Raw genomic sequence first — 26027 nt, forward strand, 5'->3', positions numbered from 1 at the left:
GAGTCGCAGGGGGCTCGTACGGAAGGGGTCGCGAGTGAGCCCAGGGTCGGCGAGCCCGGCCGCCGGGTTGCCCCGGAATCCTCCGCTCGAAGAGGCTTGTAGGCTCGTCGGGGAGGCGGGAATGGCGATGACGGGAACACACTCGAGCGGGAGCGGTGCGCTCACCGTCGCGTTCGTCCGTGGCGTGCTGCCGGGCAAGTGGCAGCGCATCTGGAACGGCCGCCATGCCGAGGCCCCCCTCGAACTCGTCCCGACGGAGCAGCAGTCGCAACTCGCGCCGCTCCTCGAGGGCCGCGCCGACATGGCGTTCGTGAGGCTGCCGCTCGACGCCGCCCTCCCGGAGGACCTCCTCCACGTGATCCCGCTCTACGAGGAGGTGACCGTCGTCCTCGCCTCTGCGGACCACGACGTGACGGCGGCGGAGGAACTCACCGCGGAGGACATCGCCGGCGAACTGATCCACCCGACGGACGCCTCCCTTCTCGAGACCATCGAGGTCGTCCGGGCGGGAGTGGGACTGCTCGTACTGCCCCAATCGGTCGCGCGTCTCGCCGGCGGGAAAGGGCTCGAGTGGCGGCCGCTCCGGGACGCGGCGCCGTCGCGCATCGCGCTCGCCTGGCCGCGCCCGGCCGACGACGCCGACGACGTGCTCGTCCGCGACCTCGAGGACTTCGTCGGGGTCGTACGGGGCCGGGGGGAGAACAGCTCGCGCGGCCGCAGCGACGACACCGCCGAGGACGCGCGTGCCGCGGAGAAGCGCGCCGCCGACAAACGGAAGGCCGATCAGCGCGCCGACAAACGGAAGACCGGAGCGGGCGGAAGACCGCGCGGCGCCCGCCCGGCGACCGGTCGGGGGCGGGGCTCCCGCAACGGGCGATCGGGTCGTCGATGAGTAGCGTGCGCAGGCTCCCGCACCGCTGTGCCGTGACGGTCGCCGCCCTCGCGGTCCTCGCGCCGGGCCTCGTCGGGTGCGGCACTCCGTCCGATCCCGTGGACGATCTCAGCGCCATCCACACGCCGGACGTCACGGCCGAGCCGAGTGCGTTCCCCGTGGGCGCGGGCGTCGACTACCAGCTCGGTGGTGCGTATCCGCCCGGCGAAGGGGTCGGCATCGTCGCGCGGGACAGCACCGAGCAGCCGGCCGAGGACGTGTGGTCGATCTGCTACGTGAACGGCTTCCAGACGCAGCCGGGCGCCGACGAGTGGCTCGGTGAGCGCCCGCATCTCGTGCTCCACGTCGACGGAGGACCGCTCGCCGACCCGAACTGGCCGGACGAGTACATCCTCGACACCTCGTCCCCGGCGAACCGGCTCGCGATCATGGGCGTGATGGGCCCGATCATCGACACGTGCGCCGACGCGGGCTTCGAAGCCGTCGAGATCGACAACCTCGACAGCTTCACACGCTCGGCCGATCGCCTGACGATCGAATCCAATCTCGCGCTCGCCGCCCTCTACGCCGAGCGTGCCCACGACCGCGGCCTCGCCATCGGGCAGAAGAACGCGGCGGAGCTCTCGTCCGACGCGCGCGAGCAGCTCGGTTTCGATTTCGCCGTCGCGGAGGAGTGTCACCGGTACACCGAGTGCGCCGCCTACACCGACGTCTACGGCGGCGCGGTCATCGACATCGAGTACGCGGACGATTTGCGGGGCACGTTCGCCGACGTCTGCGCAGACGCGGAGACGCCCGCGTCGACGGTGCTGCGCGATCGTGACCTGGTCCCGGCCGGTGAACCGGGCTACGTCTTCGAACACTGCTGACGGCGGCCGGCCGGCGGTCAGCGCAACTGCTTCTTCGCCGAGATCTGCCCCGTGTCGAAGCCGAGGAGGTGGAGACCGCCGTGGAAGCGGGCGTGCTCGACCTTGATGCAGCGGTCCATGACGACCGTGAGTCCCCTCGCCTCCGCGTCGTAGGCGGCCTCCTCGTTCCAGATGCCGAGCTGCACCCAGATCGTCTTCGCGCCGATCGCCACCACGTCGTCGACGACGGACGGGATGTCAGAGGGCTTCCGGAAGACGTCGACGATGTCGGGGACCTCGGGGAGAGACGCGAGGTCCGGATAGGCCTTCTGGCCGAGGATCTCGTCGGCGTTCGGGTTCACGAAATACACGCGGTAGTCGGTCGACTGCTGGAGGTAGGTCCCGACGAAGAAGCTCGAGCGCGCGGGGTTCGGCGATGCCCCCACGACGGCGATCGACTTCGCCTCTCGGAGGATACGCAAGCGCTGCTTCGCGTCGGGACCCGTCCAGGTGCGCTGCGTCTTCAGCAGCTTCGCGAGGGGCGAGTTCGCGGGCAGGGCACACGTGAGCCCGTTCTGCAGTCGGGTCTCGACGAGTTCGGACACGGTCACACCTCCACGGCGGCGGCGAGCGCCTGATCGAGATCGTCGATGATGTCCTCCGGGTCCTCGATGCCGACACTGATGCGCACGACGCCGGGGAGGACTCCCGCGTCGACGAGCTGCTGCTCGGAGAGCTGCGCGTGCGTCGTCGAAGCCGGGTGGATGATGAGGGTCTTCGCATCGCCGATGTTCGCGAGGTGGCTCGCGAGGTTGACCGACTCGATGAGCTTCTGACCGACCGCGCGGCCGCCCTTCACGACGAAGCTGAAGACCGAACCCGGTCCAAGCGGCAGATACTTGTTCGCGCGATCGTGGTGCGGGTGACCGGGAAGACCGGCCCAGTAGACCTCCTCGATGCGGGAGTCCTGGGCGAGCCACTCGGCGACGAGGCGAGCGTTCTCGACGTGAGCGCGCATACGGAAGGGCAGCGTCTCGACGCCTTGAGCGAGCGTCGCGGCCGACGTGGCGGACAGCGAGGGACCGATGTCGCGGAGCTGCTCCGCGCGCAGCCGGGTGAGGAAGGCGTACTCGCCGAAGTTGCCCGACCACTGCAGTCCGCCGTACGAGGGCACCGGTTCCGTGAAGAGCGGGAACTTCGGCGAGTCCCACTCGAAGCGTCCCGATTCGACGACGACGCCGCCGAGCGTCGTGCCGTGACCGCCGAGGAACTTCGTGGCCGAGTGCGTGATGACGTCGGCGCCCCACTCGATCGGACGGTTGAGGAACGGCGTCGCGATGGTCGAGTCGATGATGAGGGGGAGCCCGTGGGCGTGGGCGACGTCGGCGAGCCCCTCGATGTCGGCGATCTCTCCCGACGGGTTCGCGACGGTCTCGGCGAAGACGAGTTTCGTCCGATCGGTGATCGCGGCGGCGTAGTCGGCCGGGTCGGAGCTGCGCACGAAGGTCGTCTCGACACCGAAGCGGCGGAGCGTGACGTCGAGTTGGGTGATGGACCCGCCGTAGAGGTTGGCCGAGGCGACGATGTGGTCACCCGCTCCTGCGAGGCTCGCGAACGTGATGTACTGCGCGGCGAGACCGGTCGCCGTCGCGACGGCGCCGAGGCCGCCCTCGAGGCTCGCGACACGCTCCTCGAAGCTCGCGACCGTGGGGTTGGCGAGACGGGAGTAGATGTTGCCGTACTTCTGCAGGGCGAACCTCGCCGCGGCGTCGGCCGTGTCGTCGAAGACGAAGGCCGTCGACTGGTAGATCGGGAGGGCCCGGGAGCCCGTCACGGCGTCCGGGATGTTGCCGGCGTGGATGGCCCTCGTGCGGAAGCCGTATTCGCGATCTGCCATGCCCACAACGCTAGTCCGCACGTGCGACGCCGGAACCGCCTTGCGTAACGCGGGGTCACATCGTGCGCAGGAGGTGACCAGGCGGCTCTGTCACACTGCTCTCAGCCGCTCGACCGCGGCTCCGGACGAGGGCGCAGTACCCGGACAGCGACAAGACTGACGCTTCGAAGGAGCATCGTCATGTCGTGGGTCGTCCTCATCCTGTCCGGAGTCCTCGAGGCCGTCTGGGCCACCGCCCTCGGGAAGTCGGAGGGGTTCACGAAGCTCGTCCCGTCCCTCGTGTTCGGGGGAGGTCTGGTCCTCAGCATGGCCGGGCTCGCGCGGGCCCTCCGCGAGTTACCCGTCGGCACCGCGTACGCCGTCTGGGTGGGCATCGGTGCCGCGATTACCGTGACCTACGCGATGATCACCGGAGACGAGCCCGCGAGCATCGTCAAGGTCGTGCTCATCCTCGGAATCATCGCGTGCGTCATCGGCTTGAAGCTCGTCTCCGACGCCCACTGACCCTCGACCTCGTCATGCGTCGCCTCAGGAGCGCACGTCGGTGTCGGCACGGACGCGGCGGGAGCGCAGATCGAGCAGGGCGAAGACGAGTGCGGCGGCGACGAAGGCGATCGTGACGATCGTCGCGTTGCGGTAGGCGTCGTGATAGACGGCGAGCTCGGAGACCGTACCGGTCTCCGAGTACACGGTCGCGTAGAACGCCGCCGTCGCGGCGGCGAGCCCGACGGCGGTGCCGATGCGCTGGCCGAGCTGACCGATCGAGCCCGCGACGCCGCCGGAGGACACCGGCACGTCGGCGAGCATGAGCGTCTGGTTGGGCGAGATCACCGCCCCTCCGCCGATGCCCGCGACGAGCATCGCCGCGCTCATCGCGAACGGCGCGATCTCCGGGGGAAGGAGCGCGGCGAGGACCGAGTTGGCCGAGAAGCCCACGACGACGAGCACGAGGCCGGCGACGACCAATGAACGACCGAAGCGCTCGACGTGCCGACCGCTCCACCACGAACTCACGGCGGAGGCGAGGGCGAACGGGATCGTGATCATGCCCGCGAACACGGGGGCGAGACCGAGGCCCTGCTGCACGAAGAGCGTGAGGGTCAGGAACGTCGCGGGCATGGCCGCGAAGTAGCTCGTCCCGATGAGGATCGCGTTACGGTAGCCCGCGATCCGGAAGAGGGAGAAGTCGACGACGGGGGTCTCACCACGACGGGAGTAACGTCCCTCCCAGAGCACGAAGAGTGCCCCGAAGACGGCGAAGGCGACGAGGAGCCACCACCGCGCGGGGTCGTCGTCCGGACCGCCCGTCGTGAGGACGAACGGCAGCATGAGGCCGAGGACCGCGATCGCGAGGAGGACGATGCCGATGGGATCGAGCGATGCCGCTCCAGCGGCCTTCGGCTGTGTCGCCGGCAGGAGTTTGGCTGCGACCGGCAGCAGGATGAGGGCGAGCGGAACGTTCATCCAGAACAGGAGGGTCCAGCCGCTCTCGGGTCCACCGAGGGCGATGAGCAGCCCGCCGAGAGTCGGTCCGAACGCGGTCGAGAGGCCGATGATCGCGCCGAACAGTCCGAAGGCGCGCCCACGCTCCGGCCCCACGAAGAGTTGCTGGATGAGACCGAGGACCTGGGGCATGAGGAGACCGGCCGCGGCCCCTTGAAGGATGCGCGCGACGAGCAGCACGAGGCTCGTCGGTGCGATCGCACACGCGAGGCTCGCGGCGGCGAACGCCGCGAGCCCGACGAGGAACATCCGCTTGCGCGAGTGCAGGTCGCCGTAGCGCCCCGCCGGCACGAGGACGAGCCCGAACGCGAGGGCGTAGCCCGCGACGATGAGCTGCAGGTCCGTCGGGCCGGCGCCGAGCGCCTCCTCGATGGACGGCAGTCCCACGTTGACCTTCGAGAGGTCGAGGATGGTCAGGGAGGCGACGGCGACGCAAGCGGCGAACGCCCTCCACCGGGTGCGGCGATCGAGGTCGCTCAATTGATCAGACATCGTGGTCAAGACTACGTGGCGGGGACGCGCCGGATCGGGGCTTGCCACGCGCCTCACGCGCGCGCACCACGGGTATCGTGCCCGTTCTCGAACGTGCCGGCGGTTCCGCTCCCGGCTCGCGCCGGCCGAGATCCAGCCGGCTGAGATCCAGCGCGGCCGAGATCCAGTCGGCTGAGATCCAGCGCGGCCGAGATCCAGCGCGGCCGAGATCCAGCCGCCCTAAATCCAGCCGGGCAGCCAGTAGTGCACGCGGATGAAGAGGTCGGGGACCCACGTGGCCGTCCAGAGCGGGTACCAGAAGGCGCTCGCGAGAACGGCGACGACGAGGAAGGCCCCTGTCGCGATCATGCCGGCGGAGCGGCGTGACGGCTCGTCGCCCGGTCGCCCGATGATCGTCGCGATCGCGACGGTGAGCGCCAGCAGGAGATAGGGCTCGAAAGCGATCGTGTAGAACTGGAAGACCGTCCGGTCGGGGTAGAGCAGCCACGGTCCGTAGCCCGCGACGATCCCCGTGAGGATGAGTCCGATCCGCCAGTCCGGCCGGACGACGATGCGGTAGACGAGGAACAGCAGTGCCGCGACCGACGCCCACCAGATGATCGGATTCGCGATCGACGTGATGGCCTCGGCGCCCCCGGGGGAAGCGGAGTACCACATCGACGTGGGGCGGACGAGGAGCAGCCAGCTGAACGGCGACGCCTGGTAGGGGTGCGGCGAGCTGAGTCCGACGTGGAAGCCGTACATCGACTCGTGGTAGTGCCAGAGGCTCTGGAGCGCCGTCGGGACCCACGCGAACGGACCGGTCCAGGCGTTGCTCGGCTGGTCCGCCCATGTCCGGTCGTAGCCGTCGTCCCCGAGAAACCAGCCCGTCCAACTCGCCAGATAGACGAGCAGCGCCACGGGTACGAGCAGGACGAAGGTCGCGGGCGCCTGGCGCAGGACCGCCGAGCTCCAGAAGAAGGGGATACGTGCTCGCCGGCGCGCCAGGGCGTCGACGACCACGAGGTACACGCCGAACACGGCGAGGAAGTAGAGACCCGACCACTTGACGCTCGTGGCGAGGCCGAACGCCACGCCGGCGGCGAGCACCCACGGGCGGTTCCAGTACACCGGACCCCAGGGATCACCGGCCCCGGCGTCGCGTCGCACGATCCAGTCGTCGAGGCGTCGCCGGAACCATTCGCGGTCGAGGAGGACCGCGCCGACCCCGAGCAGGGCGAAGAACATCACCATCGTGTCGAGCAGGGCGACACGCGACATGACGATCGCGTGGCCGTCGATCGCGAAGAGGCCGCCCGCGAGCACGGCGAGCGCCGTGGACGAGAAGAGGCGTCGCGCGATGAGAGTGAGGAGCAGGACGGCGAGCACACCGATGACGGCCGTTGCGAGTCGCCAGCCGGCGCTGTCGGTGCCCTGGCCCACGAGCGCCATCCCGAGCCCGATGAGCCACTTCCCGAGCGGTGGGTGGACGACGTAGCTCGGGGTCTCGAGCCACGAGTCCACGTCGCCCGCGACGAACGCATCGTCCGCTCCGTCGGGCCAGGATCGCTCGGCCCCCGTGTTCCAGAGGGTCCAGGCATCCTTGACGTAATAGGTCTCGTCGAAGACGAGGGCGTGCGGGTGCCCGAGGTTCCAGAGCCGGAGGACGGCCGCGATGAGCGTCACGAACGCCGGTCCGCCCCACCACCACAACCGGCGACGGGCAGGGGTGCGAAGGACGCCGCTCCACCACGCGTCGATCCATGCCGACAGCGGTGATCGTCTCATCAGTCGGCCATGAGGTGCCTGGTCGTGGGGCGCCTGGTCGTGGCCTGCCCGGTCGCCGGGCGTCGGCCGGCCGGACCCATCGCGGAGGACGTCGTCGAACGTCGCGCCCGAGCGCTCGCCGCCCTGACCGGTTGCCGTCACGAAACACCATGCTAGGTGGTCGCCCGGCTGACGGCGGGCTGCTGCCTGCCAGACTGGGGACATGATCGTGCTCGGAGCGACCCCCATCGGCAACCTCGGTGATGCCTCGCCACGGCTCGTGGAGGCGCTGCGGACGGTTCCCGTCGTCGCCGCCGAGGACACCCGCACGACCGTGAGACTTCTCTCGGCACTCGGAATCGAGGAGCGCCCGCGCCTCATCGCGATGCACGACCACAACGAGCGGGAGCGGAGCGCCGATCTCGTCGAGCTCGCGCGCGACGCCGATGTCCTCGTGCTGAGTGACGCGGGGATGCCGACGGTCTCGGACCCCGGGTACCACCTCGTCGAAGCGGCGATAGCGGCGGGCGTCCGGGTCTCGGTGATCCCCGGGCCGAGTGCGGTGCTCGCGGCGCTCGCCGTCTCCGGGCTTCCCACCGACCGGTTCAGCTTCGAGGGTTTCGTGCCGCGTCGCGCGGGGGAGCGCCGCGCGACGTTCACCGCGCTCGCCGGAGAGAGCCGGACGATGGTCTTCTTCGAGTCGCCGCAGCGGCTCGCCGAGAGCCTCGCATCGGCCGCCGAGGTCCTCGGTGCGACCCGCCGGGCCGCCGTGTGCCGCGAGCTCACGAAGCATTTCGAGGAGGTCCGACGCGGGGGTCTCGCGGAGCTCGCGCAGTGGGCGGCGGGTGGAGTCAAGGGCGAGATCTGCCTCGTCATCGAGGGGGCCGCGCCGGCGACGCTGTCGCTCGCCTCCGGGACGGAGCAGGTGCTTGCGCTCGTCGCGGCGGGGGCGCGGCTCAAGGAGGCGTCCGCCGAGGTCGCGGAGGCGACGGGACTCGGCCGACGCGAGCTGTACCAGGCTGCGCTCGAGGCGCGCCGCCCCTCCTGAGCCGCACGTCCCCTGGGGACCCCGCGCGAACGCATCGGGTTGTCGCGAATCCGCGTCGGGTCCGCCCGAACACCGCGGATATGCGTCAACCAGGGGTGAGCGGGAGGTCGTCACACGGCCGTCCCTCGCTCCCGCGCGTCCTAGGATTGACAGCATGTCTTCAGGCCGTTCCTTCTACATCACGACGCCGATCTTCTACGTCAACGACGCCCCGCACATCGGGCACGCGTACACGGAGGCGGCGACCGACGTGTTGAGCCGGTGGCACCGTCAGGCGGGCGATGACACGTGGTCGCTCACGGGCACGGACGAACACGGCGAGAAGATCCTGCGCACGGCCGTCGCGAACGGCGTCACGCCGAAGGAGTGGGCCGATCGGCTCGTCGCCGAGTCGTGGAAGCCGCTGCTCGAGACGATCGACATCGCGAACGACGACTTCATCCGGACCACCGACCCTCACCACGAGCGGAACGTCCGGGCCTTCCTGCAGAAGCTCTACGACGACGGCCACATCTACGCGGGCGAGTACGAGGGCTACTACTGCGTCGGCTGCGAGGAGTACAAGCAACCGAGCGAGCTCCTCGACGGCACCGGCGAGTACGAGGGCCAGCTCGTGTGCGCCATCCACTCGAAGCCCGTCGAGCTCTTGCGCGAGCGCAACTACTTCTTCCGCATGAGCGCGTTCGCCGATCGCCTGCTCGCACTCTACGACGAGCAGCCGGACTTCGTTCAGCCCGACTCCGCGCGCAACGAGATCGTGCAGTTCGTGAAGCAGGGGCTCAACGACCTGTCGATCTCCCGGTCGAGCTTCGACTGGGGCGTGAAGGTGCCGTGGGACGAGTCGCACGTCGTGTACGTGTGGTTCGACGCCCTTCTCAACTATGCGACCGCGGTCGGCCTCTCCGACGACATGGAGGAGTTCGCCCGGCGCTGGCCGGCCACACACGTCGTCGGTAAGGACATCCTGCGATTCCACTCGGTCATCTGGCCCGCCATGCTCATGGCCGCGGGCCTCGACGTGCCGAAGCAGATCTTCGCGCACGGATGGCTCCTCGTCGGCGGCGAGAAGATGTCGAAGTCGAAGCTCACGGGCATCGCGCCCCGCGAGATCACCGACACGTTCGGCTCGGATGCCTTCCGCTACTACTTCCTCCGCGCGATCGCCTTCGGGCAGGACGGCTCGTTCAGTTGGGAGGACCTGCACGCCCGGTACCACGCGGAGCTCGCGAACGGCTTCGGCAATCTCGCCTCCCGGGTGATCGCGATGGTCGGGCGGTACGTCGACGGTGTGTTGCCCGAGGCGACGGCGCCCACGGCGGCGGACGAGGAGATCCAGCGGATCGTCGCGGAGGCGACGAACGTCGCCGACGCGGCGATCGATCGGCTCGCCCTGCACGAGGCGATCGGTGCCGTGTGGACGATCGTCGATGCGCTCAACGGTTACATCACGGAACAGGCGCCGTGGGTGCTCGCGAAGGACGAGGCGCAGCGCGACCGCCTCGCGACGGTGCTCTACACCGCGACGGAGGGCCTCCGGGCGCTCGCCGTCCTCCTCTCGCCGGTGCTGACGAAGGCGACGCCCGTTCTGTGGTCGGCGATCGGCGCCGAGGAGACGCTCGGCGCTCTCCGCGACCAGCCGATCCGCGACGCGGGTCGGTGGGGCCAGTTGCCCGCGGGAGCCACGGTCTCGCCCCTCGAGCCGCTCTTCCCGCGCATCGAGCTTGCGGCGTCCTGAGCAGCATGACGGACGCATCACACGTGAGGTCCCGGTCGGACGGTGGGCGCCGTGACCGGAGCTGGCCCGAGGAACCGCGCCCCCTCGCGGTGGCGGTGTACGACAATCACACCCACCTCGAGGTCGCGGACGGCGACGCACCGCTCGACGTCGCGACGCAGCTCGCTCGAGCCGGGGCGGCGGGCGTCCGGGGAGTCGTGCAAGTCGGCACCGACGTCGCGACGTCGATCTGGAGCGCTGAACTCGCGGCCGTCGAGGCCCGAGTGCTCGCGGCCGTGGCCATCCACCCGAACGATGCGCCCGAGCTCGCCGCCGCCGGTTCGCTCGATGACGCGCTCGAGACCATCTCCGAGCTCGCAGCCCGTCCGCGGGTGCGTGCGGTCGGCGAGACGGGCCTCGACTTCTTCCGCACGGGCGAAGAGGGGCGCGACGCGCAGTTCGCGGCGTTCGAGGCGCACATCGAGATCGCGAAGCGCACGGGAACGACCCTGCAGATCCACGACCGCGACGCCCACGACGCGGTCGTCGAGACGCTCCTGCGCGTCGGTGCGCCCGAGAAGACGGTGTTCCACTGCTTCTCCGGCGACGAGGAGCTCGCACGGATCTGCGCCGAGCACGGTTGGTACCTGTCGTTCGCCGGAACGGTGAGCTTTTCGAACGCGTCGGGTCTGCGGGCCGCCCTCGCATCCGCCCCGCGGGAACTCGTCCTCGTCGAGACGGACGCCCCGTACCTCACACCGACGCCGTTCCGCGGTCGGCCGAACGCCCCGTACCTCATCCCGTACACGTTGCGCTCGATGGCGGCGACGCTCGGGATCGATGAGGACGAACTCGCCGCTGACGTCGCGGCCAACACCGAGCGGGTCTACGGCTCGTGGGACGACGGCCTCGATGGCTGACGTGAGACTGCTCGGCCCGGCCGAGATCCGGGACCTCGCCGAGATGCTCGACCTGCAGCCCACGAAGAAGCTCGGCCAGAACTTCGTGATCGACGCCAACACAGTGCGTCGCATCGTGACGGTGGCGGGCGTGCGCGCGGGCGAGACCGTCGTCGAGATCGGCCCGGGTCTCGGCTCGCTCACCCTCGGCCTCCTCTCGGCGGATGCGAGCGTCGTCGCCGTCGAGATCGACGGACGACTCGCCGAACAGCTCTCGAAGACCGTCCAGCTGCTCGCGCCCGGCTGTCGGCTCACGGTCGTGCACCGGGACGCCTTGCGCATCGAGGAGCTCCCGGGAGAGCCGGTGCGCCTCGTCGCGAACCTGCCGTACAACGTGTCGGTGCCGGTCCTGCTGCATTTCCTCGAGCACTTCCCGTCATTGCGTTCGGGCGTCGTCATGGTGCAGGCGGAGGTCGGGCATCGCCTCGCCGCCGTGCCGGGGTCGAAGGTCTACGGATCGCCGAGCGTCAAGGCGGCGTGGTACGGGTCTTTCCGGACGGCCGGAAACGTCGGACGGCAAGTGTTCTGGCCGGTCCCGAACGTCGATTCGGTACTCGTCGCCTTCGAACGGGCCGACGAACAGCCGGGCGACGAGAGTCTTCGCCGGGCGACCTTCGAGGTCGTCGATCATGCCTTCGGTCAGCGCCGCAAGATGCTCCGCCAGTCGCTCGCGCCGCTGTTCGGAGACTCGGCGCGATCGAGCGCGGCTCTCGAGGCCGCGGGCGTGCCGACGACGGCGCGGGGCGAGGAGCTCGAGGTCGGGGGCTTCATCGCGATCGGCCGCGCGCTGCTCGCGGCGAACGGTGCCCCCGACGGGGACTCCTCGCCGGTGGCCTGACCGGGGGCCGCCAGATGCGGACGATGACTCCTCTCGCGCTGGTCTAGGTTGGAGGCATGGGAGCCCCGGTCGCGCATGAGCCCGTGCGCGTGCGTGCGCCCGGGAAGATCAATGTCTTCCTCAGCGTGGGGGAAGTGCGAGACGACGGCTACCACGACGTCGCGACGGCGTACCAGGCGGTCTCGCTCTACGAGGACGTCGTCGCGCACCCGGACGACGGCTTCTCCGTGTCGTTCACGGGGTCCGTCGACGTCTCGTCGTTGCCGACGGATGCATCGAACCTCGCCGTCCGTGCGGCCCGGGCACTCGCGCGTCGGACCGGTCACCGCGGGGGAGTGCGTCTCGAGATCGAGAAGAACGTGCCCATCGCCGGCGGCATGGGCGGCGGCTCCGCCGACGCGGCGGCCGCGCTCGTCGCGTGCGACGCCCTCTGGGGCACGGCACTGCCGAAGGAGCAGCTGCTGAAGCTCGCGGCCCGGCTCGGCGCCGACGTCCCGTTCGCCCTCATGGGCGGTACGGCGATCGGGACCGACCGTGGTGATCGGTTGTCACCCGCTCTCGCTCGCGGTTCCTTCCACTGGGTGCTCGCGTTCTCCGACCATGGCATGTCGACGCCCGCCGTGTACACCGCTCTCGACGCCCACCGTGAGCGTTACGCCGCCGATATCCGCCCGGCGTCCTCGGCACCGTCCGTCGATCCCCACGTCCTGCACGCGCTGCGTGCGGGCGACCCGGAGATGCTCGCGGATTGCCTCTCGAACGATCTGCAGGCCCCCGCGCTCCGGCTCCGCCCCGAACTCGCGGACGTGCTCGAGCTCGGGGAGACGAGCGGGGCTCTCGCCGGCATCGTCTCCGGATCGGGGCCGACGGTCGCGCTGCTCGCGAGCGACGTGGAGTCGGCGATCGATCTGCAGGTGGCGCTCAGCGCGTCGGGTTTGCGGTCGGCCCGAGTCACCGGACCCGTCGCGGGAGCACGGGTCGTCGCGGACTGACGCTCCAGGGTACGGGCGGCGGATGCGGGTGGATCGTCACTCAGCGCGACGCTGCGCTGTGTGGCGACCACTCCCGGAGCGGGTGGTCGGGACTCGCGTCTCGACCACCCGGCTCCAGTGAACCCAGGGGCACCGGGAAGTGATCGCGGTCGGGTGTCGGCTCGCGGGGCGGCCGCGCGCGATCAGGCGCTTCGGGGGTGATTAAGACGCTAGGGGCTCGTTCCGTACCGGTCCAGGGATCGTGATCAGAACCGTCAAGAATTGACAGGGACCCTCACGTTCTCGCGGGACGGGATCGGATGTGTCGCGCGACCGATGCGGAGTTCGCGATCAGGTGTGCGAACGGTGCCGACGCGTGTCGACGCTCTGACGGGCAGCGAGGAGCGTCCGCAGGCCGCGACGCGACGTCAGCCCGAGCTTCGCGAGGACGTTGCGGACGTGGAAGTTGACGGTCGTGACCGAGACGTAGAGCGACTCCGCGATCTCGCGATTCGTCAGCCCGGTGCTCAGTGCGTGCGCGACCTGGCGTTCCCTCGTCGTGAGGGCGGCGAGGGGGTCGGCGTGGCCGGCTCGCGCAAGCCGAACCGTGCCCGATCTCTCGAGCGCCGCGAGCGCAGCGCTCGCGCGCGCCAGATACGGGGTCGCGCCGAGTCGGGCGAGGACCGCTGCTGCGCCCTCCAGCTCGGCGATCGCCTCGTCCGTGCGCGCCGAGCGCGCGAGCACGCGCCCGAGGTCGAGGCGCGCGAGCGCCGTCGGGAAGGGGAAGCGGGAGGACACGGGGTCGGAGACGGCGGCCGCGTACCTCGCGACCGCGGCGGTCACGTCGCCGTCGGCCTCGGCGATGCGGCCCTCGAGCCATGCGAGTGATCCGGCGCTCGGCCGCCAGCCGCTGCGGGCATCCCGACAGAGGTCGAGGAGCGGCCGGGCCTCGTCGGGTCGGCCGAGGGCGGCGAGAGCGTCGATGCGATAGGTCGCCCACGTGCTCGCCGAACCCGTGGGCGGCGCGGCGGCGAGTTCCGCGGTCGCGGCGAGCTGCGCGGCACGCTCACCGCGAGCGCGGGCCGACTCGGCTCTCGCCACGCCGACGAGCTCGGTGTCATAGGCCGAGAAGCTCAAGCGGGACGACACGTCGACGGCCGCCTCGAGGCGGGCGTCGGAGCCGTCGGTGTCGCCGCGCGCGGCGCGGACGAGGGCCGAGACCGCGAGGGCGATCGGCCAGCCCGAGAGGTTCGTCTCGTCGAGGGCGAGCGCCACCGCCGTGTCGGCTGCCGAGAGCGACGCGTCCCAATCGCCGGTCATGAAGAGGAGGTGGGCGTAGATGGAGCGCCCGATCCCGCCCGACCAGCTGGTCGAGAACCGGCGCAGGAGCGCATCGACTCGCGACAGGTCGGCGAGTGCCCTGTCGATGTCGCCCATGCCGAGGAACACCCGACCGCGGGCCACGAGGGCGTCGATCGTCGCCGCGCTCTCGGGCAGACGTGCGAGCACGGCGTCGAGATCAGCGATGGTGGCCCGGATGGTCGGGATGTCGCCCATGCGCGCCGCGCCGGCGATGCGCCAACCGAGCGTCCGGACCTCGCGTTCACCGGGAGTCACGAGCCAGCGCAGCGACGCGTCGTCAACGTCGGCGGGGTCGGTCGGTGCGACCGCGATGAAGGCGCTCGCGATGCGCGTCTGCTCGACGACGGGAGCGAAATCCTGCTTGGCGAGGAGCACGCGAGCCAGGTCCTCGGCCGCGGCTGCGCGGATGAGCCGTGCCTCCGGAGTCGTCGTCGGGTCCGTGACGATCCGCTCGCCGCAGCGCAGCGCTTCGTCGAACTGACCCGTGAGCGTATAGAGCTCGATGAGGATGAGGTCACGCTCGAGGGAGTGCTCTAGTCGCTCGATCGCGGGGATCAGCGCGAACACACGCTCGTGACGTCGCGTGCAAAGGGCGATGAGTCCGACGGCCGTGAGCAGTCGCGACTCGGTCTCCGTCTCCGAGCCGGCGATCCGCACCGCGGTCAGCGCGAGTTCCATCGCGTGGTCGAGGTGCCCGATGTCGGCGGCCTCCCACGCCGCGGCGATGAGGTCGTCCGCGAGGTCGATGTCGTCCACATCGGCCGCCTCGACGCGATGCCGGAGCCCACGGTGGCCCCCGAACTCACCGGCGGCCGCGCTGTGCAGGGCCAGTCGCCGCTCGTGCGGGAGCGTGGAGACGACGGTGTCGGCGAGGAGCGCGTGTTCCGCGGCGACGACCGGCACGCCGTCGCGATCCGACGTCCGGACGAGTCCGAGGGCCACGGCGCCGTCGATGTCGAGGGGGCTGGAGAGCCTGTCGGCGATCGCCCGGAGCCGCACGACGGGCGTGGCGTCCCGCAGCACGGCGACGAGAGCCGCCGTCTCGCGAGCGGCGGGTTCGGCGGATTCGAGCACGGCCGACACGCGTGCGGCGAGTGAGGCGTTCTCGGGGATGACGAGATCCTCGACACCGGGGTGCAGGAGGTCGACCTCGTGACTCGCGCTCGCCGCGATCGCCGAGGAGATCACGAGAGGTGAACCGCCGCAGGACGACGTCAGCCGTTCGGCGGAGCGCCGTGAAACGGGGCGACCGAGGACCGTGAGGGCCAGTGCTTGCGTGTCGTCGGGGCCGAGAGGCGGCAGCTCGAGTTCGAGGGTGGATGCGGGATCGGTCTCCGACAATCGCGGGAACGCGGTCGTGAGCGGGTCGGCGGCCGCGCGTCCCGCCACGATGACGAGCACGGGCTGGGAGTCGAGGCGTCGGAGCACGAAGCGGAGGGCACGAGCGGATGCGGGGTCGACCCACTGAGCGTCGTCGACGACGATGCACACGGGCTCCGTGCGCGCGTCGAGGACGTCGAGCACCATTCGACCGACATCGATCGGGTCCGGCGCACCGAGCGTGTCCGTGGGGGGCCAGGACGCCCCGAGCCGTCGGCAGACGGCCTCGGCGGTCGTGAAGGCGAGGTCCGATTCGTAGGAGTCGGCGCTCAACCGGATGACCTCGCGGTCGTCGAGCCGGGAGACGGCTTCGTCGACGAGGGCCGTCTTCCCGAATCCAGCCGGGGCCGTCACGAGGACGAAGGCCGCGTTCGAGAGCGCCCGAGCGGCGTGGCCGGCGATCGCCTCGAGGTGCGCGGATCGCGCGACGAGGGTGGTGGGGTGGCGTCGATGCACGGGGAGCTCTGTTCGTCGGGTCGAAGACCGCGCCGGTGGAGGGGCCGGGGGTGGTGATCGAGTCTCACACGTCCCTCCCGTCGAGTCTTCACCCCAGGGTGGGGGATGGACGGTCGCCGCGCGGGTAGTCTCGAACGGTGGCACATCTCCTCGGGGCTGAACGGCTCCGCCTCGAGTACCCGACGCGCGTCGTGTTCGACGGCGTCACCGTCGGCGTCTCCGAAGGCGACCGGATCGGTGTCGTCGGACGGAACGGCGACGGCAAGTCGACGCTCCTCTCGCTCCTCGCGGGGCGGCTCGAACCAGACGACGGCCGGGTGACGAGCCGTCGCGGCGTGACGATCGGGATGCTCGACCAGGGCGACGTCCTCGATCCCTCGCTCACCGTTTCGGCCGCGATAGTCGGCGGCCGCGCCGAGCACGAGTGGGCGGGAGACGCCCGGGTCCGCGACGTCATCGCCGGCCTCGTCTCAGACATCGCGTGGGACGCCGAGCTCTCGACGCTCTCGGGCGGACAGCAGCGTCGTGTCGCGCTCGCCGCCCTCCTCGTCGGCGATTGGGACGTCGTCATGCTCGATGAGCCCACGAACCACCTCGACGTCGAGGGCATCGCGTGGCTCGCGCAGCACGTCAGGTCCCGATGGAGCGCCTCGTCCGGCGGTCTCGTCGTCGTGACCCACGATCGGTGGTTCCTCGACGAGGTCTCCACCACGACGTGGGAGGTCCACGACGGCGTCGTCGAGGCCTTCGAGGGCGGGTACGCCGCCTACGTCCTGCAGCGCGTCGAACGGGATCGAATGGCCGCGGCGTCCGAAGCGCGCCGCCAGAATCTCATGCGCAAGGAGCTCGCGTGGCTGCGACGCGGCCCGCCGGCGCGGACCTCGAAGCCCAAGTTCCGCATCGACGCCGCGACCGAACTCATCGCGGACGAACCGCCCGCGCGCAACAGCATCGCGCTCTCGCGGCTCGCGACAGCCCGGCTCGGCCGCGACGTCGTCGACCTCGAGGACATCGGTGTCGAGTTCGGCACGAAGCGTGTCCTCGACGGGGTCACGTGGCGCATCGCGCCGGGGGAGCGGACCGGCATCCTCGGCGCGAACGGCGCCGGCAAGTCGACCCTCCTCTCGCTCGTCGCGGGCACCCTCGAACCGACGAGCGGTCGCGTCAAGCGTGGCAAGACGGTCAACGTCGCGACGCTCTCTCAGCGTCTCGAGGAGCTCGAGGGACTCGAGAAGGAGCGTGTCCGCGACGTCGTCGGCCGCTTGCGCACCGCGTACTCGATCGGCGGCAAGGACCTCTCGCCGGGTCAGCTCCTCGAACGCCTCGGCTTCTCGAGCGCGCAACTCTCGACCGCGATCGGCGAGCTCTCCGGCGGCCAGCGCCGCCGGCTCCAGCTCCTGCTCGTGCTCCTTTCGGAGCCCAACGTGCTGATTCTCGACGAGCCGACGAACGACATGGACACGGACATGCTCGCCGCGATCGAGGACCTCCTCGACGAGTGGCCGGGCACGCTGCTCGTCGTCTCGCACGACCGGTACCTCGTCGAGCGCGTGACCGATCAGCAGTACGCCGTGATCGGGGGGAAGCTCCGTCACCTTCCGGGCGGTGTCGACGAGTACGTGCGCCTCCGCGCGCTCGAGGACGATGCCCGCTCGGGCACCCTCCACGAGTCGTCGTTCGCGGCCTCGACGGCCTCCGCCGCCGCTGCACCCACCGCGTCGGGGCTGAGCGGGTCCGAGCGGCGCACGGCGGAGAAGGAGCTCTCGGCCGCCGAGCGACGCATCGCGAAGCTCGAGAGCGAGCGGGCGAAGCTCCACATCGAACTCGCCGAGTCCGATCAGAGCGATTACGAGCATCTCGGGGGCATCCAGCGCCGTGTGCAGGAGATCGACGACGAGATCGACGGCCTCGAATTCCGTTGGCTCGAACTGCAGGAGCAGCTCGGCTGACGGTCACGCGCGCGGTAGCCTCCGCAGACGTTCTCCACAGGTTTCGACGGCAGCAGTCGCGCACCGTAGTCCCCCTGATAATCTCCAGCCGAACGGGGCCGCTCGACGTGAGCGGTCGTCGATCGCGTAACGCGATACCGGGGGAAGCGGAGGGGCCGATGAATCGGTCGGCGAATGGGGTGCGCCCGAAATTGGGCGCGATCGTCATGACTGTGGCTCTTGTGTGCGGCATGGTGGCGAGTGTTGCATCAGGGGAATCGGCGGTCGCCGAGGCGAACGGATGTCAGGATGTTCCGGAGTTGGCGGATGGTTTCGAACCGCTGTACCGCGCCGAGCTTCCTAAGATCGCTCCGACGAAACCGGTGGCCGCCGCGCCGATTCCCTACAGGTACCGCACTCCGGATAGCCGACGGCTTCTCGAGCGCGTGGCATTCTGTCTCGAGACAGTCGATCTGACGGGGCGTGCGTCTCGAGCGTTCGTCTCGTTCGACGCCTTCAGCTCCCGCACCGCCGACTACGAGATCCCCGTCGGCGACACACCGATCGCACGACCGGTCAGCAACCTCACAGTGCGAGGAGATGGCCTGGCTCCCCTCACGGACGCGCCGGGAGGCACCGTGGAAATGTGGTCATTCGGGTACATTCCCGTGTCACCATCCGGCACCGGGTCAGCCTTGTACGACTACTCGGACACCCCAATCACGACCACGCGGTACGGTTCGTTCCAGGTCCACGATACGACAGGCGAACGAACGCTCATCGCCGTCAACGGATGGAATCGAGCAGGACACCCTCTCGACATCGGCATCGGCAATCGCACTACCGGTCACCCTGACTGGACATTCTCGGGCACCAGTGCGAGCCTCCGTTCGGCCACACTGTCGGCATATGTCAAGGCCGCGCCCGTGGCGGCTCCGGGGTGCGAGGACGGCGTCGGTGAGTTGGCGGACTATTCGCTTCTGTACGACATGGAGGTCCCGACGACCGCGGCGCCCTGGCTCGACGGTGTCGACTATGCCGTCGACAACTCGGCGACGATCGACACCCCGATCTCGAGAGTGGCGTATTGCCTCGAGGGTCAGCAGGGGCTCACACCGACCTGGTCGTACGCCTCAATGGACGCCTGGACGCAGGACCTCGATGCGTTGGCTGTGCCCGAGGCCGATGCAGCCTCCGTCCGCCGACCGGTGACGGGCCTCACCGTGCGTAGCTCGATCGTGCAGTCGCGTGCCGTCGCGCCCCCGGCCAATGGCGCGAGCGGTTACCTCGAACTCTGGTCGAGTCGGTATCTGCCAGCCGTCGCAGCCGGGGGAGCAGCGGGAGGCGACAACGCGTCATACGACTACTCGGACACGCGATTGCCGACGACGACGACGACGGGGTACGGCTCATTCCAGGTTCACAACGTCACGAATCGTACGACCGTGCTCGCCGTCAACGGCTGGGCCTCACAAGCGGCGACGCCGCTCGATCTCGGCTTCGGCAGTCGCGCGACCTCGCACCCCGATTGGACGTTCGCCAAGAATCGCGCCGAGTACAGGGACGTGCGGCTCAAAGTGTTCGTCAAGCCGGGCGGCGTGAGCATCTTGGCAGCGCCCGCGAACCACCAGCTCTATCCGAGGGACAGCGGGTCGGACCGCGTCGCCGTCCCGGTGACGGGTCGGACGACCGACGCCGGGATCGCCGGCACCAGGCTGATCGTGCGGCGTGACGGGGTCACGGTCGAGGACATTCGGTCGACGGGTCCGGCCTTCGATTTCCGCCCGAGCATCACCGCGGAGTTCGCACAATACGATTTCGAGCTCCGGGCGATTCGCACCGATGGTCGCGACGTGCTCGTCCGCTCCGCGGTCGACGTCGTCGCCGGCGACACCTACGTCATCAACGGGCAGTCCAATTCGGTGGCGACCGTCTGGTCCTACGCTCCGGAGTTCAGCAGCGGCGACGACTCGTCGCCGTGGGTGCGGACGTTCGGCTCCACGACCGCGGACCCGACGCTTTCGGTAGCGGACCGGGTGTGGTACCGGGGGATTGGCCAGTCCATGGGCATTCCTGATTGGCAGACGCCCGGTCTCATCGGGCGACTCGGCGCGCGGATCGGACAAGTCATGTCGGAAAAGGCCGGGGTCCCGGTTGCCGTCATCCTGGGCGGACATCCCGGAGAACGATCGACGTTCTTTCAACGCTCCGACGCGAATCCCTCCGACGCCCGCACGAACTACGGACGCCTCAAGCAACGACTCGAGGCGGGTGGACTCGTGCATTCAGTGCGCTCCATCATCTGGTATCAGGGCGAGTCCGACGTCCCGCTCGGTGCAGCAGCCCACCAGGCGAACGTCGTGACGCTCCTCGAGGATTGGGCCGTCGATTATCCGTCCCTCGAGCAGACGTACCTTGTCCAGGTCCGAGCGGGATGCGGCGGTGACACCTCCGACATCCAGGAGGTGCAGCGTCGGCTCGATGCGCGTGCCGATGTGACTCTCATCGGCACGAACGGTCTCGACAATCACGACGGTTGCCATTTCGGGTACGAAAGAGGGTACAGACAACTTGCCGACTGGATCGTGCGCCCTCTGTCCCGAGACCGTCTCGGCATGGCGCCGGCCGGCCCGATCGCCGCTCCGCAGGCCGCGACGGCGACGTGGGGCGACGCGGGCAGGACGACGATCCGGATCTCGCTCACCGATCCCGGTCTGGCGCTGACGTGTCGCGCCGGTGCTGCACGGGACTTCCGCCTCTCCGGCACGCAGGCGACTGTGGCCGACATCTCCTGCGGGACCGGCACGCTGACGCTCACCCTCACTGCGTCCGTCCCTCCGACGACGACGTTGAGCTACGTAGGCCACGCGGGATCGGTCGGCCCTGCGAGTGCGGACATAGCCGATGGCGACTGGATCTCGAACTCGCTCGGAATGGGGCTGATCTCATTCGACGCAGTCGCGATCACCTGAGCCGTGGCGTCCAGCTCCCCCCGGAGGGCCGCATGTTCCGCTGTGTTACGTCCCGGTCGGGACGTAACACACACCATGCATACTCTGGACGGCGGCGGTGCTGAACCCGCGCGCCGCTCGCACCACAGCCAGGAGGAACCATATGTCAGTCACCAAGAAGATCGCCGCGGCGATCTCGGGAATCGCGGTCGTCGGGCTGCTCGCGGGGTGCGGAGGGGGCTCGAACGCCGGAGGCGCCGCCGAGGACGAGGGAACGGAATCGAACCCCGTCACGATCGGAGTCGTCGGAGCGAGCGACCCCTACTGGGAGACCTACGTGGACGCCGCGGCCGACGAGGGCATCACGGTCGAGCTCGTGGACTTCGCCGACTACGCGCAACCGAACCCCGCTCTGAGCGCCGGGGAGATCGACCTCAACCAGTTCCAGCACATCGTCTACCTCGCGCAGTACAACGAGGAGGCTGGCGAGGATCTGCAGCCGATCGGTTCCACCGCGATCTACCCCTTGCCGCTCTACTCCACGCAGTACGATTCGGTCGAGGACATCCCGGACGGGGCGGAGATCGCCATTCCGAACGACGAGAGCAACCAGGCGCGCGCCTTGCTCGTACTCCAGTCCGCCGGACTCATCGAGCTCGAGGGCGGCGGAAGCATCTTCTCGACGCCCGACGAGATCGTCGCCGAGGACTCCCGCGTGACGGTCACGCCGCTCGCGGCCGATCTCACGGCGACGTCGCTCCCCGACGTGGCCGGCGCGATCATCAACAACGACTTCGCGACGAAGGCCGGTCTCTCGCCCGACGACGTCATCGCCGAGGACGACCCCAACGACCCCAATGCCCTCCCGTACGTGAACATCTTCGCCGCCCGATCGTCCGACGTCGACAACGAGACCTACACGCGGCTTGTGGAGATCTACCAGGACACGCCGGCGGTGACGGACGGCGTCGTCGAGAACTCGGGCGACACCGCCGTGATGCTCGCGACCCCGGTCGAGGACCTCGTGTCGTCACTCGAGGACGTCCAGGCGGACATCGCCGACCAGGGCTGATCCACGCACCATCCCATCGAGTGCGGCGACCGCGACCCGGCCGCCGCACTCGCGCGTTCGACCCGCACCACACGAAGGAGCAGACGTGCCGCTCGTACAGATCCGTGACGTGACGAAGGTCTACCCGCCCTCCACGAGAAGTGGTGACCCCGTCCGCGCGATCGATGGCGTCGACCTCGACATCGAGGAGGGCGACGTCTACGGGATCATCGGCTATTCCGGTGCCGGCAAGAGCACCCTCGTGAGGCTCGTGAACGCACTCGAGCCGGCCACCTCCGGCAGCATCGTCGTGGACGGGACCGACATCACGACGCTCCCCGAGCGGGAGTTGCGAAAGCTGCGGCTCGGGATCGGCATGATCTTCCAGCAGTTCAACCTCTTCTCCTCGCGGACCGTGCGCGGGAACGTCGCCTACCCCCTGCAGGTCGCGGGGCGCTCCCGAGCGGAGACGCGGAAGCGCGTCGACGAGCTGCTCGACTTCGTGGGGCTCGCCGACAAGGCGTCGAACCACCCGGACGAGCTCTCCGGCGGTCAGAAGCAGCGCGTCGGGATCGCTCGGGCCCTCGCGACGTCGCCGCGCATCCTGCTCGCCGACGAGGCGACGAGCGCTCTCGACCCCGAGACGACGCAGGAGGTGCTCGGTCTGCTCCGCACCGTCAACCGGGACTTCGGCGTGACGATCATCGCCATCACGCACGAGATGGACGTCGTACAGTCCCTCGCGACCAAGGTCGCCGTGATGGAGAGCGGCCGCGTCGTCGAGAGCGGTGAGGTGTTCGAGGTCTTCTCGAGGCCCCGTTCTCCCGCGGGGCAGCGGTTCGTCTCGACCGTGGTCAAGGGCGTGCCGTCGGACTCCGAGCTCGCGGCGCTCCGCGAGCGGCACGCGGGACGTTTCGTCACCGTGACGTTCCGCGACGGGGGAGCGAGCCAGTCGGAGGTCTTCCTCGAGTTCGGGCGCGAGGGCATCGGCTTCGAGCTCGTCTACGGAGGCGTCAATGAGATCCAGGGCCGCGCGTTCGGGAACCTCACTCTCGAACTCACCGGGGCCGGCGATCGCGTCGACGCCGTGATCGAGCGATTGCGTCGCCGCGTCGAGATCGTGGAGGTGGTGTGATGGACGTGCTCGTCGATCTCGCTCCGCTGTTCGCGGAGGCGACGTTCGAGACGTTGTGGCTCGTCTTCGCGAGCCTTCTGTTCGGCGGCCTCGGCGGTCTCGTCGTCGGTCTCGCGCTCTATCTGACGCGAGCGGGCAATCTGTTCGCGAACCGCGCCGTCTTCGGCGTTCTCAACGTCGTCGTGAACATCTTCCGTCCCATCCCCTTCATCATCTTCCTGACGGCGTTCCAGCCTCTCGCCCGGCTCGTGGTCGGTACGGGGATCGGCACGGAGGCGGCGATCTTCACCCTGTCTCTCGCGTCGACTTTCGGCATCAGCCGGATCGTCGAGCAGAACCTGCTGACCGTGTCGCCGGGCGTCATCGAGGCGGCGCGGGCCGCAGGAGCCGGCCCCGTGCGGACGATCGTCACGATCGTGATCCCCGAGGCCCTCGGACCGCTCATCCTCGGTTACACGTTCGTCTTCGTCGCGATCGTCGACATGTCGGCGGTCGCCGGCGTCATCAACGGCGGCGGGCTCGGCGCGTTCGCGATCCAGTACGGGTTCAGGCAGTTCGAGCCCGTCGTCACCTGGACCGCTCTCGCGATCGTGATCGTGCTCGTGCAGTTCGTCCAGTTCCTCGGCAACGGGCTCGCCCGCAAGGTGCTGCGCCGCTGACGAGACGGATCGCCTTCAGACCGAACCCTCGCCGACCTGGTCGAAGTCGACGCTGAGCTTGCGCAGCAGCGCCGCGAGCCGCGCGCGGTCGGCGGCGGTGAGGCTCGCGAGGAGTTCGGCTTCGGCGTCGACGAGACGCGTGATCGCCGCGTCGACGCGCGTCAGCCCCGTCGGCGTCATGACGACGAGGATGCCGCGCCCGTCGTGAGGATCCGTGCGGCGCTCGACGAGTCCGGCGGCGACGAGTCGGTCGATGCGGTTCGTCATCGTGCCGCTCGACACGAGAGTCTGCTGCAGCAATTGCTTGGGGCTCAGCGTGTAAGGGTCTCCCGCCCGGCGGAGTGCGGCGAGCACGTCGAACTCCCACGATTCGAGCTTCGAGCGGTCGAAGGCCCGCCGGCGCGCGCGATCGAGGTGACGGGTGAGCCGTGACACCCGCGACAGCACCTGGAGCGGAGAGAAGTTGAGGTCGGGTCGTTCGCGCTCCCACGCCTCCACGATCCGGTCGACCTCGTCGCTCTGCTCCGCCATGGACCCATTATCCCGGTGCCTCCGAACGCCGCGTCCACCGGCCCGGTGCTCGTGATCTGGCAGACTGGAGCGGTGCGGCGCCCCGGCGCTCGCACGATCCGCCTTGGTGTAACGGCAGCACGACAGCCTTTGGAGCTGTTAGGACCAGGTTCGAATCCTGGAGGCGGAGCGTGAGCGAACAGACCACCCGAGACCCAGCCCTCGCCGTCGTCATCCTTGCCGCAGGGCAAGGCACCCGGATGAAGTCCACGACCCCGAAGCTCCTGCACAGCCTCGCGGGAGTGCCGATCCTCGGGCACGTGCTCGCGACGGCCCGAGCACTCGGCGCCGACCATGTCGTGACCGTCGTGCGGCACGAGCGCGACCGGATCGCCGAGGTCGTCTCGCGCGAACTCCCGGAGAGCATCGTGGTGGACCAGGACGACGTGCCGGGGACGGGACGTGCCGTCGAGCAAGCCGTCGAGGCGCTCCCCGCGGGCTTCGACGGCGACGTGCTCGTTGTGAACGGCGACGTCCCGTTGCTCGATTCCGACACCCTCGCCCAGCTCCTCGCGCGACACCGATCGGGCGCAGCGGTCGCGACGATCCTCTCGGCGTTGCTCGATGACGCGACCGGTTACGGCCGCGTCGTGCGTTCCGAGGAGGGCACCCTCGACCGCATCGTCGAGCAGAAGGACGCGGGTCCCGACGAACTCGCCGTGACCGAGATCAACGCGGGCGTCTACGTCTTCTCGATCAGCCCGCTGCGCGAGCAGCTCGTGCGTCTCACGACCGAGAACGCGCAAGGGGAGAAATACATCACGGATGTCATCGGGCTCTTGCGCGAGGTCGGTCACGAGGTCGCGGCCGTCCCGGTCTCCCAGTCGTGGGTCGTCGAGGGCGTCAACGACCGCGCCCAATTGTCGCGGCAGGCCGCCCGCCTGAACGCGCTCATCATCCAGAAGTGGCAGCTCGCGGGAGTGACGGTACAGGACCCGTCGACGACGTGGATCGACCTCACGGTCACGCTCGCGCAAGACGTCACGATCAAGCCGGGCACGCAACTGCTCGGGGCGACCGTCGTCGAGACGGGCGCGACGGTCGGTCCGGACACGACACTCGTGGACTGCGAGATCGGTCAGGAGGCCGAGGTGCGACGCACCGACGGCACCCTCGCCGTCATCGGCGCAGGGGCGACCGTCGGACCCTTCGCCTACCTCCGACCGGGCACGTACCTCGGTGCGGCCGGCAAGATCGGCGCCTTCGTCGAGACGAAGAACGCGCAGATCGGCCCTCGCAGCAAGGTCCCGCATCTCTCCTACGTCGGCGACGCCACGGTCGGCGAGGGGGCCAACATCGGCGCGGGCACGATCTTCGCGAACTACGACGGCGTCCACAAGCACTCGACAGTCGTCGGCGATGAGGTCCGCACGGGGTCGCACAACGTGTTCGTCGCTCCCGTTAGAATCGGAGACGGAGCGTACACGGGTGCGGGAACGGTCGTTCGCAAGGACGTGCCGGCCGGCGCCCTCGCCATCAACGTGGCACCCCAACGGAACCTCGAGGGGTGGACGGTCGCCAACCGTCCGGGCAGCGCTGCCGCGTCCGCGGCCGAAGGCGCCGCGTCCGACGAAGAGTGAACCAGCCGAGCATCAGAGCGCAAGAGCCGAAAACGGCAGGAAGCAGG

General features: G+C 69.5%; 20 protein-coding genes, 1 tRNA gene and 1 riboswitch. Of the genes, 15 read left to right on the forward strand and 6 right to left on the reverse strand.

All coding sequences use genetic code 11. The features are described 5' to 3' along the window. Window positions 1-127 precede the first annotated feature (127 nt). The gene (locus ELQ92_RS07645) at window positions 128-892 is read left to right on the forward strand and encodes a LysR family transcriptional regulator substrate-binding protein (protein WP_166426736.1); all 765 of its coding nucleotides are present in this window, start codon (window positions 128-130) and stop codon (window positions 890-892) included. After that, window positions 889-1761: an endo alpha-1,4 polygalactosaminidase gene (locus ELQ92_RS07650; RefSeq protein WP_128498391.1), complete on the forward strand. Its 873-nt coding sequence runs from the start codon at window positions 889-891 to the stop codon at window positions 1759-1761. The genes ELQ92_RS07645 and ELQ92_RS07650 overlap by 4 nt, the downstream gene beginning before the upstream one ends. Window positions 1762-1778: 17 nt before the next feature. On the opposite strand, the gene ELQ92_RS07655 is transcribed toward ELQ92_RS07650, so the two are convergent. Continuing rightward, window positions 1779-2270, reverse strand: coding sequence for a CoA-binding protein (locus tag ELQ92_RS07655; RefSeq protein WP_424979904.1), 492 nt, complete (start codon window positions 2268-2270; stop codon window positions 1779-1781). A gap of 77 nt (window positions 2271-2347) precedes the next feature. Beyond that, entirely contained in the window at window positions 2348-3637 is a 1290-nt protein-coding gene (locus ELQ92_RS07660) for an O-acetylhomoserine aminocarboxypropyltransferase/cysteine synthase family protein (RefSeq protein WP_128498393.1), read from the reverse strand. A 99-nt stretch (window positions 3638-3736) separates the two neighbouring features. Then, a riboswitch (guanidine-III (ykkC-III) riboswitch) is annotated at window positions 3737-3803 on the forward strand. A 14-nt stretch (window positions 3804-3817) separates the two neighbouring features. Here ELQ92_RS07660 and ELQ92_RS07665 point away from each other — a divergent pair. After that, the gene (locus ELQ92_RS07665) at window positions 3818-4141 is read left to right on the forward strand and encodes a DMT family transporter (protein ID WP_128498394.1); all 324 of its coding nucleotides are present in this window, start codon (window positions 3818-3820) and stop codon (window positions 4139-4141) included. 24 nt (window positions 4142-4165) lie between these two features. Here the strand turns inward: ELQ92_RS07665 and ELQ92_RS07670 are convergent, their stop codons facing one another. Together ELQ92_RS07670 and ELQ92_RS07675 are read right to left on the reverse strand one after the other, a co-directional pair. After that, window positions 4166-5632: an MFS transporter gene (locus ELQ92_RS07670; RefSeq protein ID WP_128498395.1), complete on the reverse strand. Its 1467-nt coding sequence runs from the start codon at window positions 5630-5632 to the stop codon at window positions 4166-4168. Window positions 5633-5851: 219 nt separating this feature from the next. Next, window positions 5852-7540: a dolichyl-phosphate-mannose--protein mannosyltransferase gene (locus tag ELQ92_RS07675; RefSeq protein ID WP_243694920.1), complete on the reverse strand. Its 1689-nt coding sequence runs from the start codon at window positions 7538-7540 to the stop codon at window positions 5852-5854. A gap of 61 nt (window positions 7541-7601) precedes the next feature. Here ELQ92_RS07675 and rsmI point away from each other — a divergent pair, with 61 nt between their 5' ends. From rsmI to ELQ92_RS07700, 5 genes are all read left to right on the forward strand, one after another. Further along, entirely contained in the window at window positions 7602-8426 is an 825-nt protein-coding gene (gene rsmI / locus ELQ92_RS07680) for a 16S rRNA (cytidine(1402)-2'-O)-methyltransferase (RefSeq protein WP_128498396.1), read from the forward strand. Between the two features lie 154 nt (window positions 8427-8580). Then, window positions 8581-10161, forward strand: a complete 1581-nt coding sequence (gene metG, locus ELQ92_RS07685) for a methionine--tRNA ligase (protein WP_128498397.1) — start codon at window positions 8581-8583, stop codon at window positions 10159-10161. A gap of 5 nt (window positions 10162-10166) precedes the next feature. Next, window positions 10167-11060, forward strand: coding sequence for a TatD family hydrolase (locus tag ELQ92_RS07690; RefSeq protein ID WP_128498398.1), 894 nt, complete (start codon window positions 10167-10169; stop codon window positions 11058-11060). Then, window positions 11053-11937, forward strand: a complete 885-nt coding sequence (gene rsmA / locus ELQ92_RS07695) for a 16S rRNA (adenine(1518)-N(6)/adenine(1519)-N(6))-dimethyltransferase RsmA (RefSeq protein WP_128498399.1) — start codon at window positions 11053-11055, stop codon at window positions 11935-11937. The genes ELQ92_RS07690 and rsmA overlap by 8 nt, the downstream gene beginning before the upstream one ends. Before the next feature lie 56 nt (window positions 11938-11993). Further along, window positions 11994-12929: a 4-(cytidine 5'-diphospho)-2-C-methyl-D-erythritol kinase gene (locus ELQ92_RS07700; RefSeq protein WP_128498400.1), complete on the forward strand. Its 936-nt coding sequence runs from the start codon at window positions 11994-11996 to the stop codon at window positions 12927-12929. A 330-nt stretch (window positions 12930-13259) separates the two neighbouring features. On the opposite strand, the gene ELQ92_RS07705 is transcribed toward ELQ92_RS07700, so the two are convergent. Then, a complete protein-coding gene (locus ELQ92_RS07705; protein ID WP_166426737.1) occupies window positions 13260-16106 on the reverse strand; it encodes a helix-turn-helix transcriptional regulator in 2847 nt (948 codons plus the stop codon). Between the two features lie 137 nt (window positions 16107-16243). Here ELQ92_RS07705 and ELQ92_RS07710 point away from each other — a divergent pair, with 137 nt between their 5' ends. The 5 genes from ELQ92_RS07710 (at window position 16244) to ELQ92_RS07730 (ending at window position 23830) form a co-directional block, all read left to right on the forward strand. Continuing rightward, window positions 16244-18055 (forward strand): ABC-F family ATP-binding cassette domain-containing protein, encoded by a 1812-nt coding sequence (locus tag ELQ92_RS07710; RefSeq protein WP_128498402.1) that lies wholly within the window; start codon window positions 16244-16246, stop codon window positions 18053-18055. 905 nt (window positions 18056-18960) lie between these two features. Beyond that, complete coding sequence (locus tag ELQ92_RS07715) at window positions 18961-21006, forward strand: sialate O-acetylesterase (protein ID WP_166426738.1); 2046 nt, start codon at window positions 18961-18963, stop codon at window positions 21004-21006. Between the two features lie 142 nt (window positions 21007-21148). Beyond that, entirely contained in the window at window positions 21149-22057 is a 909-nt protein-coding gene (locus ELQ92_RS07720; protein ID WP_128498404.1) for a MetQ/NlpA family ABC transporter substrate-binding protein, read from the forward strand. 85 nt (window positions 22058-22142) lie between these two features. Further along, the gene (locus tag ELQ92_RS07725; RefSeq protein WP_128498405.1) at window positions 22143-23171 is read left to right on the forward strand and encodes a methionine ABC transporter ATP-binding protein; all 1029 of its coding nucleotides are present in this window, start codon (window positions 22143-22145) and stop codon (window positions 23169-23171) included. Beyond that, complete coding sequence (locus ELQ92_RS07730; RefSeq protein ID WP_128498406.1) at window positions 23171-23830, forward strand: methionine ABC transporter permease; 660 nt, start codon at window positions 23171-23173, stop codon at window positions 23828-23830. The genes ELQ92_RS07725 and ELQ92_RS07730 overlap by 1 nt, the downstream gene beginning before the upstream one ends. A gap of 15 nt (window positions 23831-23845) precedes the next feature. Here the strand turns inward: ELQ92_RS07730 and ELQ92_RS07735 are convergent, their stop codons facing one another. After that, on the reverse strand, window positions 23846-24361 hold the full coding sequence (locus ELQ92_RS07735) for a MarR family winged helix-turn-helix transcriptional regulator (protein WP_128498407.1): 516 nt from the start codon (window positions 24359-24361) through the stop codon (window positions 23846-23848). Between the two features lie 97 nt (window positions 24362-24458). Here ELQ92_RS07735 and ELQ92_RS07740 point away from each other — a divergent pair. Together ELQ92_RS07740 and glmU are read left to right on the forward strand one after the other, a co-directional pair. Further along, window positions 24459-24530, forward strand: a tRNA-Gln gene (locus tag ELQ92_RS07740). Window position 24531: 1 nt separating this feature from the next. Continuing rightward, window positions 24532-25980 carry a bifunctional UDP-N-acetylglucosamine diphosphorylase/glucosamine-1-phosphate N-acetyltransferase GlmU gene (gene glmU / locus ELQ92_RS07745; protein ID WP_279432161.1) on the forward strand — a complete coding sequence of 483 codons (1449 nt, stop codon included), beginning with the start codon at window positions 24532-24534 and terminating at the stop codon, window positions 25978-25980. The last annotated feature ends 47 nt before the right edge of the window (window positions 25981-26027 follow it).

The sequence above is a fragment of the Labedella populi genome (assembly GCF_004078655.1).
Taxonomy (GTDB): Bacteria; Actinomycetota; Actinomycetes; order Actinomycetales; family Microbacteriaceae; genus Labedella; species Labedella populi.